At 75.3% G+C, this 14,881-nt stretch carries 16 protein-coding genes; 3 read left to right on the forward strand and 13 right to left on the reverse strand.

Annotated features, from left to right (window positions below):
• Window positions 1–86: 86 nt before the first annotated feature.
• From O7612_RS27925 to O7612_RS27945, 5 genes are all read right to left on the reverse strand, one after another.
• Entirely contained in the window at window positions 87–1,334 is a 1,248-nt protein-coding gene (locus O7612_RS27925; protein WP_282268803.1) for a PQQ-binding-like beta-propeller repeat protein, read from the reverse strand.
• Between the two features lie 161 nt (window positions 1,335–1,495).
• Window positions 1,496–1,978 carry an SRPBCC family protein gene (locus O7612_RS27930; protein WP_282268804.1) on the reverse strand — a complete coding sequence of 161 codons (483 nt, stop codon included), beginning with the start codon at window positions 1,976–1,978 and terminating at the stop codon, window positions 1,496–1,498.
• Between the two features lie 108 nt (window positions 1,979–2,086).
• Window positions 2,087–2,296 carry a DUF397 domain-containing protein gene (locus O7612_RS27935; protein WP_282268806.1) on the reverse strand — a complete coding sequence of 70 codons (210 nt, stop codon included), beginning with the start codon at window positions 2,294–2,296 and terminating at the stop codon, window positions 2,087–2,089.
• A gap of 163 nt (window positions 2,297–2,459) precedes the next feature.
• On the reverse strand, window positions 2,460–3,656 hold the full coding sequence (gene fahA, locus O7612_RS27940; protein ID WP_282268808.1) for a fumarylacetoacetase: 1,197 nt from the start codon (window positions 3,654–3,656) through the stop codon (window positions 2,460–2,462).
• Window positions 3,653–4,510, reverse strand: a complete 858-nt coding sequence (locus O7612_RS27945; RefSeq protein ID WP_282268810.1) for a hypothetical protein — start codon at window positions 4,508–4,510, stop codon at window positions 3,653–3,655. Before O7612_RS27945 ends, fahA begins: the two co-directional genes overlap by 4 nt.
• A 95-nt stretch (window positions 4,511–4,605) precedes the next feature.
• Here O7612_RS27945 and O7612_RS27950 point away from each other — a divergent pair, with 95 nt between their 5' ends.
• A complete protein-coding gene (locus O7612_RS27950) occupies window positions 4,606–5,790 on the forward strand; it encodes a cupin domain-containing protein (RefSeq protein ID WP_282268812.1) in 1,185 nt (394 codons plus the stop codon).
• A 59-nt stretch (window positions 5,791–5,849) separates the two neighbouring features.
• Here O7612_RS27950 and O7612_RS29525 read toward each other — a convergent pair whose 3' ends face one another.
• Genes O7612_RS29525 through O7612_RS27970 form a run of 4 tightly spaced genes read right to left on the reverse strand, consistent with a single transcriptional unit; the run spans window position 5,850 to window position 8,941 of the window.
• Window positions 5,850–7,199, reverse strand: coding sequence for a tetratricopeptide repeat protein (locus tag O7612_RS29525; RefSeq protein ID WP_348774254.1), 1,350 nt, complete (start codon window positions 7,197–7,199; stop codon window positions 5,850–5,852).
• Between the two features lie 7 nt (window positions 7,200–7,206).
• Window positions 7,207–7,689 carry a 2-C-methyl-D-erythritol 2,4-cyclodiphosphate synthase gene (gene ispF, locus O7612_RS27960; RefSeq protein WP_282268813.1) on the reverse strand — a complete coding sequence of 161 codons (483 nt, stop codon included), beginning with the start codon at window positions 7,687–7,689 and terminating at the stop codon, window positions 7,207–7,209.
• 16 nt (window positions 7,690–7,705) lie between these two features.
• The gene (gene ispD / locus O7612_RS27965) at window positions 7,706–8,401 is read right to left on the reverse strand and encodes a 2-C-methyl-D-erythritol 4-phosphate cytidylyltransferase (protein WP_282268815.1); all 696 of its coding nucleotides are present in this window, start codon (window positions 8,399–8,401) and stop codon (window positions 7,706–7,708) included.
• 54 nt (window positions 8,402–8,455) lie between these two features.
• The gene (locus O7612_RS27970) at window positions 8,456–8,941 is read right to left on the reverse strand and encodes a CarD family transcriptional regulator (protein WP_013288937.1); all 486 of its coding nucleotides are present in this window, start codon (window positions 8,939–8,941) and stop codon (window positions 8,456–8,458) included.
• Window positions 8,942–9,268: 327 nt separating this feature from the next.
• On the opposite strand from O7612_RS27970, the gene O7612_RS27975 reads away from it, so the two are divergent.
• Complete coding sequence (locus tag O7612_RS27975) at window positions 9,269–9,997, forward strand: hypothetical protein (protein WP_282268817.1); 729 nt, start codon at window positions 9,269–9,271, stop codon at window positions 9,995–9,997.
• A 26-nt stretch (window positions 9,998–10,023) separates the two neighbouring features.
• On the opposite strand, the gene O7612_RS27980 is transcribed toward O7612_RS27975, so the two are convergent.
• From O7612_RS27980 to O7612_RS27995, 4 genes are all read right to left on the reverse strand, one after another.
• A complete protein-coding gene (locus tag O7612_RS27980) occupies window positions 10,024–10,587 on the reverse strand; it encodes a hypothetical protein (RefSeq protein WP_282268819.1) in 564 nt (187 codons plus the stop codon).
• Window positions 10,588–10,784: 197 nt separating this feature from the next.
• On the reverse strand, window positions 10,785–11,846 hold the full coding sequence (locus O7612_RS27985) for a type III polyketide synthase (RefSeq protein WP_282268821.1): 1,062 nt from the start codon (window positions 11,844–11,846) through the stop codon (window positions 10,785–10,787).
• Window positions 11,847–11,904: 58 nt separating this feature from the next.
• Window positions 11,905–13,071 (reverse strand): acyl-CoA dehydrogenase family protein, encoded by a 1,167-nt coding sequence (locus O7612_RS27990; RefSeq protein WP_282268825.1) that lies wholly within the window; start codon window positions 13,069–13,071, stop codon window positions 11,905–11,907.
• A 44-nt stretch (window positions 13,072–13,115) separates the two neighbouring features.
• Entirely contained in the window at window positions 13,116–13,940 is an 825-nt protein-coding gene (locus O7612_RS27995; RefSeq protein ID WP_282268827.1) for a methyltransferase domain-containing protein, read from the reverse strand.
• 46 nt (window positions 13,941–13,986) lie between these two features.
• Between O7612_RS27995 and O7612_RS28000 the strand changes: the two genes are divergently transcribed.
• A complete protein-coding gene (locus O7612_RS28000; RefSeq protein WP_282268829.1) occupies window positions 13,987–14,826 on the forward strand; it encodes a UbiA family prenyltransferase in 840 nt (279 codons plus the stop codon).
• Window positions 14,827–14,881: the final 55 nt, after the last annotated feature.

Consider the following 14,881-nt stretch of genomic DNA (forward strand, 5'->3'; position numbering starts at 1 on the left):
GGGCCGGTGCCCGCCGGATCCGGGGGCCGGTCGGTGGCCGGTCGGGCCGGTGTCCGCCGGGTCCGGCTGCCGGCGGGTGCCCGGGCTCAGGTCGCGGCGAGCACCACCGGCTCGGCCATCAGGAAGTACGCCTGGTCGTCGTCGTCCGGGTCGGCGCGCTCGCGCAGCCGCTCCACCGCGACGTAACCGCCGGCCGCGTACGCCCGGCCGGGTTTCCACCCGATGCCGTCCCGGCCGGGGGTCATCGGGAACCGGGACCGCTGGGCGCCGGTGACCGGGTCGAGGGTGATCAGCTCCCGCCGTTCGGTCAGCACGTAGAGCCGTCCGGCCTCGGTGGCGAGGACCCGGACCGGACCCAGGTCGCCGCGCTGCCAGCGTTCCTTGCCGCTGCGCGCCTCCCACCCCTTGAGCACCCCGCCGTCGTCGCCGACGGCCAGCTCGCCGACCAGGGTGGTGTCGGCCGCGTCCAGCGCGGGGGCGGCCATCGGCGCACCCGGTCCGACCTGCCAGCCCCGGCCACCCGAGCCGTCGTCGGTACGCAGCCCCCGGCACTGCGACCGGGGGGTGAGGCAGCCGACCGGGGTGACGGTGAACCGGTCCGGGGCGTCCGGCGGTCGCCAGCGGGTGGCGACCGTGCCGGTGGACCCGTCCCGGAACTCGACCGCCGTCCGCCCGTCGCAGGAGTCGACGGAGAAGACCTGCCCGGCGGCGGTGGTGCCCAGGTCGGTGCGGCAGTCCCGGTCGCCGTCGACCCGCCAGAGCGCCCGCCCGTCGGCCAGGTCGTAGCCGCGCGGACCACCCGAACCGGAGACCACCAGGACCGTCCGGCCCGCCGGGGCGGGGGTCACGGAGATCCCGCGCGGATCCCAGACGGTGGCAGCCCCGGTGCGCCGGGCGGACGGGGTGTCGACCGGCGTCGGCCCGTCGGCCCGCCAGGCGACCCGGCCGGTGAGCGCGTCCAGCGCCACCAGTTTCCCGTCCGACCAGCGGCTGAGCACCGTCGTGCCGGTCGCCAGCACCCCGTCGAGCGAGGCGGGCCAGCGCCGGTACGACCAGAACGGGGTGACTCGGTTACGGTCGTCGGCGGGCTGGTCGGCGTAGAGCTGACGCTCGGCGGCGTAGACCCGGAGCCGTCCCGCGACCACCAACGGCGCGACCGGCAGCCGGCCCACCACCCCGATCTCCGGGGTGCCCGCCGGTGGAGGCGCACCCCGGGCGGGCGTGCTGACCTCGGCGGGAGCGAGCACCCGGTAACCGACGCCGCCGACCACCACGAGGGTGAGCAGCACGGCGACCGCGACCACGAGTCGCCGCCGCCCCTCTGGGATTCCCATGCCCACCTCCGCCCGGCACCCTACCCAGGCTTCTCTCCCGGGGACCGGTCAGGTCACACCGCGTCGCGCGAACGACTGTCGCGTATCTCCGGCCGCAGCGGTGGCCACCACCGGTCAGGGAAGCGGCCGCTGGTCGCGGCGCCTCCCACCGGCCCCGGACATCAGGCGGCGGTGGCCCGACCGGCGCTGTGCACGGTGCCGGCCAGGGCGGTCAGGTCCCGCCGGATCGCGCCCTCCACCGTCCGGGCCGCCAGGCCGCCGAAGAGCAGCGCCACCATCCGGCCGTACGGGGCGGTCGGCACCGCCCGGTGCTCGACGGTGACGGCGGTACAGCCCCGGCGACGCCGCTGGACGGCACGCAGGGTCCAGGTGATCCGGTAGTCCACCCCGATGCCCGGAGAGCTGAGCACCAGCCGGTGCGGTGGCTCGGCGGCCAGCACCACGAACTCCTCCGGCTGGTCGCCGCCGTCCGGCCGGGTGCGGGTCTCCCGCCAGGCGGTGCCCGGGGCGAGCCGCCCGGGGGTGAGCAGCTCGACGGCGCTGACCGTGCAGAGCCAGTCGACGCGGACCGGCAGGTCGGTCAGGAGCGCCCACACGTCGACGGCCGACGCCTCGACGAACTCGGTGACCGCAACCGTCGACATGACACCTCCCGTGTCGTCCACCGTACGGGGGGTGAGCGGTCCACGGGGGGCCGGACGACGAAATTTCCGTCACCGGTGCCCCGGGCGGGGGCACCGGTGACGGGTCGCTCAGGGGCGGAACAGCCCCTCCCGTACGGCGTCGACGAACGCCGTCCAGCCCGGCGGGCCGATGACCAGGGCCGGACCCGACGGGTCCTTGGAGTCGCGTACCCCGACCACCGCCCGGGTACGGACGAGATTGTCCGCCACCTCCACGCAGAGCCCCTGGTCGTTCGAGCGGCTACTGGTGCGCCACACCGCGCCGACGAGATCGTTCATGCTCGTACCTCCTGTCCACTGGGTCGTGCCACGCCGGCACACCCCACGTCGCCATCGGGAGGCGGGGACGCGGGGTGTGCCGACGGAATCGGTGGAACAAACGCGGCAGGCGACGCGGACGGTCGGACAGCCGGTGCGACCGGCGCGAACCGGTACCGGCCGGTCAGCGGGCGGGCAGGATCCGCCCGGTGACCTCACCGAGGGCGACGGTGGTGCCGTCCGGGCCGGGGGCGGTGGCCCGCAGGGTGACCGTGTCCCCGTCGGCCAGGAAGGTGCGGGCCTCGCCGCCGACGGTGACCGGTTCGGCGCCGCCCCAGGTCAGCTCCAGGAACGAGCCGACCTGCCCACGCTCCGGACCGGACACCGTGCCCGAGGCGTACAGGTCTCCGGTGCGCAGGGACGCCCCGTTGACGGTCAGGTGGGCCAACTGCTGGGCGGGGGTCCAGTACATGCCGGCGAACGGCGGTTCGGTGACCAGCTCGCCGTTCCACTCGACCGCCAGTCGCAGGTCGAGCCCCAGGTGCGGGGTCTGTCGCAGGTAGTCCCGCACCGGCGGCTCCTGGGCCGGGGCCGGCACGAAAGCGTCGGCCAGGGCGTCCAGCGGGGTCACCCAGGCGGAGACGGAGGTGGCGAAGGACTTGCCGAGGAACGGCCCGAGCGGCTGGTACTCCCAGGCCTGGATGTCCCGGGCCGACCAGTCGTTGACCAGCACCACCCCGAAGACATGGTCGGCGAAGTCGGCGGTGGACACCCGGTCGCCCAGCGCGCTCGGCACCCCGACCACGAAGCCCACCTCGGCCTCGATGTCCAGGCGTGCCGACGGGCCGACGGTCGGCCCCTCGCCGCCGGCGCGCTGCCCGGTCGGGCGGACGACCGGGGTGCCGGAGACGACCACCGTGCCGGCCCGGCCGTGGTAGCCGATCGGCAGGTGCCGCCAGTTCGGCAGCAGCGGCGGCTGGCCGGGACGGAAGATCCGCCCGACGTTGCCGGCGTGGTGTTCCGAGGAGTAGAAGTCGACGTAGTCCGCCACCGCGAACGGCAGCACCATCTCGACCTCGGCCAGCGGCACCAGCAGCGGCGCGACGGCGGGCCGGTGCGCCGGGTCGGTGAGCAGCTCGACGAGGCGCTGCCGGACCGAGGTCCACTGCGGGCGGCCCAGCGCCATGAAGTCGTTGAGGGAGGACCCCCCGAACGCCCCGGCGGCGAGCACCAGCCCGGCCGCCTCCGCACCGGCCAGGTCGAACACCAGATCGGCGACGCGTACCCCGACCCGGGGCGGTCGCCCGTCGTGCCGGAACACCCCGTACGGCAGGTTGGTCACCCCGTACGACGAACCGTCCACGCCCGGCACCCAGCTCATCGGTCGAATCCCCCGTTCACCAGCCCCAGCCGGATCAGATCGGTCAGTGGTTCCCGCACGCTGCACGAGCCGAACCCGACCCACAGCGGCCGGTCGGCGTCGCCGGCAGCCCGGACCGGCTCGGCCAGCCGCGCCGCGTCGGTGGCGGCGAGCAGCACGGCCACCGCGTCCACCTCGGCACCGTCGACGGCGGCGAGGGTGGCGGCCAGCACGTTACCGAAGCCGTGGTGGGTGAAGCCGGTCTCCGGGTCGAGGTGGCGCACCGCGTGGTGCAGCCCGGCGGTCAGCTTGAACGGCAGGTTCCGGTCCCGGCAGGCGCAGATCACCGCGGCCAGTTCGACCGGGGTGGGGAAGAGTTCGGCGGCCAGTCCCCCGGTGCGGAACTTCGCGGCGATCGGCAGGCCGCTCGCGCGGGCCTCGGCGAGGGTGTCCAGCGCGCTGGTCAGCCCGAAGGTCAGCGGTAGTTCGGCGTACCAGTCGAGGTCGTCTGGCCCGGTGACGAGGTCGCGCAGCGCGGTCAGGCCGGGCCGGGGGTCCTCGCCGCGGCGGGCGACGGCCACCTCGACCTGCCGGACGGTGCTGCCGGCGGCGTCGAGGCGGGCCAGCGCGGCGGGCAGCCGGCCGATGCCGGTGTCCCCGATCAGCCCGGTCACCACGCCCCCGGCCAGGCCGTCCAGCTCGCCGGCGACGACGGCGGAGGCGGGCACCAACAGCGGGCCTACCAGCTCGGCGTACCAGGAGGCGCGGTGTTCGTGGTGCGCGGCGACCGCGTCGGGCAGCGACGCGCTGCCGGGCGGGAAGACGGCGGCGTCGTCGACGAGTCCGGCGAGGAGGCGGGGGACCTGCGTTGACACGAGACAAGAATCTACGGGACGCTGTCAAGGAACGGACAGTGGCGTCCGGTTATCGGACGCCGCCGGCCGGATATCGGGACAATACGGGAGGCGACATGCCGTACTACCGCAGCGTCGGCGAGGTGCCCCGCAAACGGCACACCCAGTTCCGCCAGCCCGACGGCAGCCTCTACACCGAGGAGTTGATGGGCCAGGAGGGCTTCTCCGCCGACTCGTCCCTGCTCTACCACCGGTACCCGCCGACCGCGATCGTCGCCGCCGAGGAGTTCGCCCCACCCGGGTACACCCGGCTGCCGAACCATCCACTCAAGCCGCGCCACCTGCGCACCCACAAGCTCGACGGCGCGGGGGCCGACCCGGTGCTCGGCCGGCGTCACCTGCTCGCCAACGACGACGTCCGGATCGGGTACGCGCTGGCCGACCGGCCCTCCCCCCTCTACCGCAACGCCACCGGCGACGAGTGCCTCTACGTCGAGGCCGGCACGCTGCGGCTGGAGTCCAGCTTCGGCCCGCTCGACCTGGCCGCCGGCGACTACGTGGTGATCCCCACCTCGACCGTGCACCGGCTGGTCCCCACCGGCGACACCCCGGTCCGGCTGCTGACCATCGAGGCCACCGGACACATCGGCCCACCCAAGCGCTACCTGTCGGCGCGCGGCCAGTTCCTCGAACACTCGCCGTACTGCGAGCGGGACGTCCGGGGGCCGGACACGCCCCTGCTGGTCGACGGCACCGACGTCGAGGTGCTGGTCCGCCACCGGGCCCGGACGGCCACCGGCACCGCCTGGACCCGGCACGTCTACGCCCACCATCCGTTCGACGTGGTCGGCTGGGACGGGCACCAGTACCCGTGGGCGTTCTCCATCCACGACTTCGAGCCGATCACCGGTCGCCTCCACCAGCCGCCGCCGGTGCACCAGACCTTCCAGGGCCCCAACTTCGTGATCTGCTCGTTCGTGCCCCGCAAGGTCGACTACCACCCGGACGCCGTCCCGGTGCCGTACCACCACCACAACGTCGACTCCGACGAGATGCTCTTCTACACCGGCGGCAACTACGAGGCCCGGCGCGGCTCCGGCATCGAGCAGGGCTCGATCTCCCTGCACCCGTCCGGTTACACCCACGGCCCGCAGCCGGGGGCGGCCGAACGGTCCATCGGCGTCGACTTCTTCGACGAGTTGGCCGTCATGGTCGACACCTTCCGCCCGCTCGACCTCTGCGACGCCGCCGTGGAGTGCGAGGACCCCGGCTACGCCTGGACCTGGAACCGCCGCCCCTGACCGGACCGGCACCCTGACCAACCCGGTGACCCGCGCCGCCCCGGTCGGCGGGTGCCGTGCTAGGAGACGCCCGCGCGGGTGGCGGCGACCAGGGTGGCCGGCACCGCGACGGCGATCGCGGCCACCAGCGGCCAGGGGCTGCCCACCAGGGCGAAGAGCAGGAGCAGGGCCGGGCCGGCCGGCACCGCGTACACCGCGAACGCCAGCGGCCGGTCCTCCCGGCGCAGCACCGGCAGCACCACCCGGCCCAGCCCGGGGACCTGCCGGGCCAGCCGCCAGGCCAGCAGACCGCCCCCGGCCGCCGCCAGCACCGCCACCAGCCGGCTCGCCCCCGCCCCGCCGGCGGCCAGGACAGCGAGCAGCAGACTGGCCACCAGCGACCAGCCGCTGCCGATCAGGACGAGCCGGCGCAGCCCGGCCCACACCGGCACCTTCTCCGCCCGGGTCGGGTGCACCGGCGCCAACGCGGCGACCTGTTCCAGTGCCAGCACCCAGCGACGCCGTTCCAGCCGGAGCACCCCCGGGTCGTCCCGCGCCCCGGCCAGCTCCGGGTCGAGCCGCAACGCCTCCCGGTAGGCCCGCTCGGCGAGGTCGAACAGCTCCAGCCGGCCGGCGACCAGGGCCAGCACCAGGTGCGCCTGTGGCTCGTCGGGGGCCAGTTCCACCCCACGCCAGGCCGCGTCCAGCGCCGGCTGGCCGTTGCGCGCCTCGGCCAGGATCGCCGCCGCGCTCCGCTGGGCGTACGCGTCGGACGGCCCGGCCGCCAGGATCCGATCGGCGGTACGCGCCGACTCGGCGTACTCCCCCAGATCGGCCAGGGCGATCGCCCGGACCACCAGCGCGGCGGTCGGCACCACCGCAGCGTCGTCCCCGGGCGGGCCGGAACCGACCGGGGGCGGGCCGGGCGTGCCCACCGGCTGCGGTCCTCCCGACGAGCCTGACGGCTCCGACGGGGACACCGGTCGCGGTGCGGCCGGCGATCCCGGCAGATCCGGCGAGCCGGTCGAATCCGACGGCACCGGCGTTCCCGGCGCTGCGGAAGGCAGCGATGGTCCGGGCGGTGCCGATGGTCCAAGCGGTGCCGGGTGTCCCGGCGGGGCAGACGAATCCGGCGGTGCCGGGTATCCCGGCGGGGCAGGTGGCGCCGATGAGGCCGGTGGGGCCGACGGTGTCGTTGATCCCGGCGGAACCGGCGGGCCGTCGATCGCCGCGTCGGCGGCGGCGACCGCCGCACCGGGCCGACCGGCGGCGAGGTGCAGCCGGGCCAGCAGCGTCAACGCGGACGGGTCGGCCGGGGCCAGCGCGAGCGCGAAGCCCAGTTCCTCGGCGGCCTCGTCGTAACGGCCCAGCTCGGCCAGCAGTTGGGACCGCTGCCGGTAGCCGTCGAGCGTCGATTCGTCGTCGGTCATCGCGGCCCTACCCGGCCGCCGCGTCGTAGACCAGGGCCACCGCGATGCCGGCCAGGCCCTCGCCGCGCCCGGTGAAGCCGAGGCCGTCGCTGGTGGCCGCGGTGACGGTGACCGGTGCGCCGACCGCAGCCGAGAGCACCTGCTGCGCCTCGTCGCGTCGGGGCCCGATCCGGGGCCGGTTGCCGACCACCTGCACCGAGACGTTGCCGATGGCGAACCCGGCCGCGCGGACCCGACGGGCGGACTCGGTGAGCAGCGCCACCCCGGAGGCGGCGGCCCACTCCGGCTCGTCGACCCCGAAGTTCGCCCCGAGGTCGCCGAGCCCCGCGGCGGCGAGCAGTGCGTTGCAGGCGGCGTGCGCGACCACGTCGGCGTCGGAGTGCCCGGCCAGGCCGTCCTCACCGGGCCAGTGCAGGCCGGCCAGCCAGCACGGCCGGCCGGTGGCGAAGGCGTGGATGTCGGTGCCGACGGCGACCCTGGGAACGATCATGAATCGAGGGTACGCGTCAATGCCCCGCGGCCAGCAGCTGCTCGGCCAGGGTCAGATCGAACGGGCGGGTGACCTTCAACGCGTACTCGGAGCCGGGGACGCAGAACACCGGCACGCCCTGCTGCTCGACCAGGCCGGCGTCGTCGGTGAGCGGATCGCCGGCGGCGGCGTGCGCGGCGGTCAGCACCTCCCGACGGAACCCCTGCGGGGTCTGCACGGCCCGCAGGGCCGACCGGTCGACGGTGCCGAGGACGACGCCGTCGGCGTCCACCTGCTTGATCGTGTCGATCACCGGCAGCACCGGGATGACCGCCCGGTGACCGGCCCGGACCGCCGCCGCCACCGCCTCCACCAGAGCGGGTGGGGTGAGCGCGCGGGCCGCGTCGTGCACCAGCACGATGGCCGGACCGGGGGGCACCGCGGCCAGGGCGTTCGCCACCGACGCCTGCCGTTCGACGCCACCGGCCACGACCAGGACCGGGGCGACCGGGTCCAGCAGCCGCCGGACCGCGTCGACCTCGGCGGCCGGCGCGGCCACCACCACGGTGTGCACCGACGGCGCGGCGGCGATCCGGCGTACCGCGTGCACCAGCAGGGGCTCGCCACCGAGCAGCCGCAGCGCCTTGGGGCCACCCGGACCGAGGCGTACCCCGGCACCGGCCGCAGGAACGAGGACCGCGACGTCACCGCGCGGATTGAGCTGCGCGGTCACGTCGCGGTCCTCGGGAATCTTCGCTACAGGGTCGGGTACGACGATGCGGTCGGATCAGGCCTCGGTGAGGACCTTGTCGAGCAGCGTCTCCGCCTCGTCCTTGGTGCTCTTCTCCGCCAGCGCGACCTCGCCGACGAGAATGTCGCGGGCCTTGGCGAGCATGCGCTTCTCACCCGCGGAAAGGCCCCGCTCCCGCTCCCGACGCCACAGGTCGCGCACGACCTCGGCGACCTTCAGCGGGTTGCCGGAGGCCAACTTCTCCAGATTCGCCTTGTAACGCCGCGACCAGTTGGTCGGCTCCTCGGTGTGCGGTGCGCGGAGCACGTCGAAGACCTTGCCCAGGCCCTCTTCGCCGACCACCTCACGCACACCCACGATCTCGGCGTTCTCGGCGGGCACCCGAACCGTCAGGTCACCCTGCGCGACCCTCAAGACCAGGTACTCCCTGGGCTCGCCCTTGATGACCCGAGTCTCGATTGCCTCGATGAGTGCGGCCCCGTGGTGGGGGTAAACAACGGTCTCGCCGACGCTGAAAACCATAGGTTCGAAACCCCTTTCGCTGTGTCTAGGGTAACACGCTCAGGCACCAATGTCCCGCTGCCGTCCTGACCGTTGGCGCAGCTCAGGGGCCCTGTGAGAGGTCTTTCTTCAGCTTGACAGGCGGCCAAACCGATGGTTCAAACACGCTCCGTGAGCAACGGATGACACCCCGGCACGGGTGATCGGAGCGTGGATTTCTCGGGCTATGCGCTCCTCCCATGGTAGCCCGGCGGCGTCCCGGCCGCCCAGGTCTGGCGGCAGGAGGGTACGTGCGGGACGCTGGAGGGGCACCGCACACCGCTCGCCGCACCACTCACCGGGGGTCCGATGGGCATGCCTGACGCAGAGGGCCACGGCCCGCCCGACGGCCTGCCCGGCCTACCGCCGGAGTGGGGCCGGGTGGTCGTGCCGGACGACGCGTCCGCGCTCGCCGAGGAGGCCGCCCAGCTCCGACGCGAGCTGCGCCGCCGCAGCTCGGCCGCCCGGTGGCGACGGCTGGGGCTGGCCGGGCGCACGGACGGCCGGCCGCCGCTCGGGCTGCCCCTGCTGATCCTCCTGGTGGCGGTGCTCGCCACCGCCGCCGGTCTGGTCACCGTCACCTGGCCCCGGTCGTCCCGGGGCACCGACCGGCCCACCGTGCTGCCGCAGTCGACCACGCCGGTCCCGCTGGTCGGGCGGTCGCTCCCCGCGCTCGACCTGGTCGACGCCGACCAGACACCGGTGCCCCTGCGTGGCCTGCTACCCGCGATGATCATCCTGGTGGACAGCTGTGCCTGCGCCGCGCAGGTGGCCGCCGCCGCCGGCACCGCACCCGGGGGCGTCCGGGTGGTCAGCGTGGCCGGCGGACGCGAGGTCACCGGCGCCCCACCGGCCGGTGGCCCGGTACACGCCCTCGCCGACCCCACCGGCGAACTCCGCGCCGCGGTGCGCCTGCCCGCCCGACCCGGTGCCGCCCCGGCGTTGCTGGTGGACCGCGCCGGCACGGTGGTCCGGGTCCTGCCCGAGCTGGGTGACACCGCCGACTACCGGGACGACCTGGCCCGGCTCGCCGGCTGACCCGGCCGGCCCCACCAGGGCCTCGCTCAGGGCACCGCGACGACCTGCGCCTCCAGCTCCACCGGCCCCGGCCCCACCGCCGAGAACTCCAACCGGGTGCGTCCGGCCGGCCCGGTCAGTTCCCACGCGACCAGCTCGCCGTCGCAGTCGGCCTGTCGTCGCCGTGGGGGGTCGTCGTGCAGGACCGAGACCAGCAGTGTCCCGTCGCCCGAGCAGCGGTACTGGAGGAGGTGCCGCGCGCCGTCGGCCGCCGACTCCCGGCGGACCGGCGCACCACCGGACGCCAGGGTCATCCGTTCCCGCCACTGGGTGTCGGTGAACGTCGGCAGACCCACGTCCGGGTCACCCGACCCACCGGGCAGCTCCGTCGACTCCAGCACCCGCCCGGTGCGGACGTCGACCACCACCACCCGTCGGGTCGCCTCCGCACCGGCCGACGGTCTCGGCGTCACCGCCCGCACCGACCCGCCGGGGGCGGTCGTCGGAGCGGTGGCCGACCACCACCAACCGCCGGCGACCAGCGCGACCAGGGCCGCGCCGGCCAGCACCGCACCGCGCAGCCGGTCCCCGCCGCCCACCTCGACCCCCACCCGGCGAGGGTAACCAGGAGCCGGCGGCGACGCGCGACGAAGCGCCGACCCCGGCAGCCCCGACCAGGCACTCCACCCCGCCCCGGGGTGCCGGCGCGTAGTCCGGGGAGCCCCGCACGGTCCCGGCGGGACCGCACGGGTCGGGCCGCCCCCGCGGGTCGCGGCAGGACACGGACCGGCCAAGGCCGGGCGGCGGATCAGGTCCGGCGTTCGAGCAGGGCGGCGTAGAGGGTGAGCCCGGGGCCGAAGGCGAGCAGCACGATCCGGCGGGGTGGCACCGCCGCCCGGAACAACCGGTCCAGGATCAGCAGCACCGTCGGCGACGAACAGTTGCCGTGCTCGTCGAGGACCCTCCGGGACGTCGCCAGCGCGTCGGCCGGCAGCGCCAGCTCCCGTTCCACCACCTGGAGGATGCGCGGTCCACCCGGGTGCACCGCCCAGCCGTCCACCTCGGCGATCGTCGTGCCGTGCCGGGCCAGCAGGTCGGCGGTCAGCCCCCGGACGTGCGTCGAGAGCACCTGTGGCACCTTCGGCGACAGGCCCATCCGGAAACCGGTGTCGGTGACGTCCCAGGTCATGTGGTCGGCGGTCGAGGTGTCGGTGACCGAGGCGACCTCGCGCAGCGCGTACCCCGCCGTGCCCGTCCCCGCCTCCGGGAGCACTACGGCGGCCACCGCGGCGTCGGAGAAGAGCGCGTGCGAGATGATCTGCTGGGTGTCCATCCGGGCCGACGCCGGCTGGAGGTGCAGGCTGGTCAGTTCGGCGCAGAGCAGCAGCGCCGGCCGGCCCCGCGCGGCCACGAAGTCGCTCGCCGCCCCCAACCCCGGCAGGGCGGCGTAACAGCCCATGTGCCCGACGAACATCCGTTGGGTGTCCGGGGCCATGCCCAGGTCCCGGGCGAGCAGGATGTCCAGCCCCGGGGTGGCGTAGCCGGTGCAGGAGCAGACCACGAACAGCCCCAGGTCACTCGCCGCGAGCCCGGCGGCGGTCAACGCCCGGCCCACCGCCTCCTTGCCCAGCGGCAGCGCCTCCACCTGGTACCGCCGCATCCGTCGCTCGGTCGGCCAGTCGGAGACGTCCTCGAGCAGCGGGTTGACCGCCGCCTGCCGACGGGACACCCCCGAGTTGGCGAAGATCCGCTCGGCCAGCGCGTGGGTGGTGCCCGAGAAGTGCTTCGCGAAGTAGCCCGTCCACAACTCGTCCTGGGTGGCTCCGGGCGGGTGGGCCGTCCCCAACCCCGCGATCAACGGCACGGCCATCCGTCCCCACCTCTCGTCCACACTGCCCGTCCGGCGGTCGCCCCGACCTCCGTCACCCTCACCAACGAGGGGCCGTTCCGTCGCGGTCCGGGTCACCCCCGAGCACCGCCACCCCGAGCCAGTCGGCGCACACGTCCGAGGTCGCCGGGTGCAGCGAGCCGCAGCGGGCGTCCCGGTAGAGCCGTTCCAACGGATGCCCCCGACGGGTCGCCGAGGTCCCGGCCGCCTCCAGCATGGACGCCGCCACCTCCGCCGCCGTGCTGCCGGCGAGCAGCTTCGCCCGCCACACCCACCGGTTCGTCTCGGCGTCGCCGGGGGCGTCGCCGACCCGGCGGGCCGCCTCGGCCACCACGAGTTCCGCCGCCGCCACCGCCGCGTCCGCCCGGCCGAGCCGGGCCCGTACCGCCGGCAGGCCACCCAGGTCCCGGGCGTTGAGGTGCTCGGCGGCGGCGTCCACCGCCGACCGGGCCACCCCCACGTAGACGGCGGCATAGCTGGCCACCAGCCAGTGCGGCATCAGCTGGGCGACCACCAGCGCCAGCCCCTCCACGCCGCCGAGCAGCCGGTCCGCCGGCACGGTCACGTCCAGGTGCAGGTCGTGGGAGGAGGTGGCCCGCATGCCCAGGGCGTCCCAGGTCGGTTCCACCCTCACCCCCTCCCCGGCGGGCACCAGGAACTGGGAGACCACCGACGGGTCGGCGGCGCTGCGGGCGGCCACCAGGTAACCGTCGGCATGACCGGCGCCGGAGCAGAACGTCTTGCTCCCCTTGATCCGGAAGCCGCCGTCGACCGGCTCGTAGACCGTGCTGAGCCGGGACAGCCGGGCACCCGCGCCACGTTCGCTCATCGCCACCGCGTACCAGGCGCCCTCGGCCGCCGCCCGGAGCAGCCGGTCCCGGGCGGCCAGCGCCTCGTCCGGTACGCCCAACGCCTCGGCCAGTTCCTCGGTGACCGCCCCGAGCGCGCCGGTGACCGAGGCGTGCATGTTGAACACCAGCGCGGTCGCGCCGTTGCCCCGGGCCAGCTCGGTGGCGACGGCCGCGTACCCGGCGAAGGTGGCGTCCGCGCCACCCAGCCCGGCCGGGACCATCAGCCCGAAGAGTCCGGATGCCCGCAGGTCGGCGAAGTCGTCGACCGGAAACGTGCCGTCCCGGTCGTGTCCGGCCGCCCGCGCGGCGAACCTCGGCGCCAACCGGCGGGCCGCCGCCACTGCGTCCACAGTCATACGGTCCCCTTCCTGGGACTTCCTGGTACCCCGAAGCTGGCCGGCTACCCGCGCCGGTCCTCACGGCCCTGGTCCGGCCACCCGCGCCGGACCCCACGGCCCCGATCCGGCTGCCCCAGCCGGACCCCACGGCCCTGGTAGAGCACCGCGGTCGACCAGGTCGGCCGGATCCCGGGTACCCACCCGCGCCGGCCGGGGCCGACACCACCGGTGGCGCGTCGCACCAGCCAGCCCAGTGTCGCCGGCAGCGACGGCCGGATCCCCCGCACCCGCAGGGCGACACCGTGCCGGGCGCACTCGGCGACCAACTCCCGGTCGTCCACGAACAACCGTGCGTCGTGGATGCCCCGGGGCACGGTGGGCAGCCGCTCGCCCAACTCCACCGCGACCAGCCGGGCCAGCACGGTGTCGTTCAGGGTGTCCAGCACCAGCAGTCCACCCGGGCGCAGCAGGCGGCACGCCTCGGCGACCGCGGTACGCCAGTCGGGCACGTGTTCCAGCAGCTCACCGGCCGCGACCACGTCGGCACAACCGTCCGCGAGCGGCACCGCTGTCGCGTCCCCGGCGAGCACCGTCACCCCGTGCGCCGCCGCCTGCACCAGGGCGGACCGGGTGAGGTCCACCCCGACGTGGCGGTAGCCCTTTCCAGCCAGGTGCGGGGCCATCAGGCCGGCGCCGCAGCCCAGGTCGACCAGCACCGCGTCGGGCCGGGCCGCCGGCGGCACCAGGGCGGCGCGGGCGCGGGCCAGCCAGTGCAGCATCGCGAACGCGCCGTCGGGCCGCCACCACTCACCGGCCAGGTCGTCGTACTGGCGGGGATCGTTGGGGGGCAGCACCCGGACACCGCTGGAGACCGCACCGTCACGCATGGCACCGAGCGTGGCACGACCGGCCGGTAACGACCAGACTTCCCATATGTCGCGGAGGGTGTTAGGGCTGGTCAGGGCGAGTCATCCGGAACCCGGCCTGGCGGTGACCACGGTGGCCGGGCTGCTCGCCGTCGGGGTCGGCCACCGTCCGGGCGGGACGGTGGCCGTGGTGCTCACCGTGCTGGCCAGCCAGCTCGCCGTGGGGTGGACCAACGACGCGGTGGACTCCGGGCGGGACGCCACGGTGGGGCGTGCCGACAAGCCGGTCGCCGCCGGGGTCGTGGGTCGCCGCACGGTGGCGGTGGCCGCCGGGCTGGCCGCGCTCGCCACCCCGCTGCTGGCGCTGACCACCAACGCGGTCGCCGCCTTCTGGTACACCGTCGGTCTGGTCTCGGCGCTGCTCTACGACTGGCCGTTGAAGTCCACCCCGGCCTCGGTGCTGCCGTACGCGGTCTCCTTCGGCGCGCTGCCCGCCTTCGTGGTGCTCGCCCTGCCGGGGGCGCCCGCGCCACCGGTCTGGCTGGTCGTCGCGGGGGCCTGCCTGGGTGCGGGCGCGCACTTCGCCAACGTGCTGCCCGACCTGGCCGACGACGCCCGGACCGGGGTGCGCGGGCTGCCGCACCTGCTCGGTGCCACCGGCAGCCGGCTGGCCGCCGCCGGGCTGCTGCTCGCCGCCACCGTCGCCCTGGTCGTCGGCCCGCCCGGGCCACCGTCGTGGGTCGGCTGGTCGGCCCTCACGGCGGCCGTCGTGGTGCCGGTCGTCGGCTGGTACGCGGGACGCGCCGCCACCCGGGCCGGGGGACGCTCGGTGGCCGCCTTCCGGGCGGTGCTGGTGGTGGCTCTGATCGATGTGGTCCTGCTGGTGGCGAGCGGTCGGGTGGTCTGACCGGCACCCGCCCGGGTGGCGGCACCGGGTCCGTGTGCGGCCCTCGATCAGCTCC

This window comes from Micromonospora sp. WMMD987, from assembly GCF_029581435.1.
Taxonomy (GTDB): Bacteria; Actinomycetota; Actinomycetes; order Mycobacteriales; family Micromonosporaceae; genus Micromonospora; species Micromonospora rifamycinica.

Excerpts from the sequence above, each read along its gene's own strand:
- O7612_RS27925 (WP_282268803.1), bottom strand. The coding sequence starts at position 1,334 with ATGGGAATCCCAGAGGGGCGGCGGCGACTCGTGGTCGCGGTCGCCGTG.
- O7612_RS27930 (WP_282268804.1), bottom strand. The coding sequence starts at position 1,978 with ATGTCGACGGTTGCGGTCACCGAGTTCGTCGAGGCGTCGGCCGTCGAC.
- O7612_RS27935 (WP_282268806.1), bottom strand. The coding sequence starts at position 2,296 with ATGAACGATCTCGTCGGCGCGGTGTGGCGCACCAGTAGCCGCTCGAAC.
- fahA (WP_282268808.1), bottom strand. The coding sequence starts at position 3,656 with ATGAGCTGGGTGCCGGGCGTGGACGGTTCGTCGTACGGGGTGACCAAC.
- O7612_RS27950 (WP_282268812.1), top strand. The coding sequence starts at position 4,606 with ATGCCGTACTACCGCAGCGTCGGCGAGGTGCCCCGCAAACGGCACACC.
- O7612_RS29525 (WP_348774254.1), bottom strand. The coding sequence starts at position 7,199 with ATGACCGACGACGAATCGACGCTCGACGGCTACCGGCAGCGGTCCCAA.
- ispF (WP_282268813.1), bottom strand. The coding sequence starts at position 7,689 with ATGATCGTTCCCAGGGTCGCCGTCGGCACCGACATCCACGCCTTCGCC.
- O7612_RS27970 (WP_013288937.1), bottom strand. The coding sequence starts at position 8,941 with ATGGTTTTCAGCGTCGGCGAGACCGTTGTTTACCCCCACCACGGGGCC.
- O7612_RS27975 (WP_282268817.1), top strand. The coding sequence starts at position 9,269 with ATGGGCATGCCTGACGCAGAGGGCCACGGCCCGCCCGACGGCCTGCCC.
- O7612_RS27985 (WP_282268821.1), bottom strand. The coding sequence starts at position 11,846 with ATGGCCGTGCCGTTGATCGCGGGGTTGGGGACGGCCCACCCGCCCGGA.
- O7612_RS27990 (WP_282268825.1), bottom strand. The coding sequence starts at position 13,071 with ATGACTGTGGACGCAGTGGCGGCGGCCCGCCGGTTGGCGCCGAGGTTC.
- O7612_RS27995 (WP_282268827.1), bottom strand. The coding sequence starts at position 13,940 with ATGCGTGACGGTGCGGTCTCCAGCGGTGTCCGGGTGCTGCCCCCCAAC.
- O7612_RS28000 (WP_282268829.1), top strand. The coding sequence starts at position 13,987 with ATGTCGCGGAGGGTGTTAGGGCTGGTCAGGGCGAGTCATCCGGAACCC.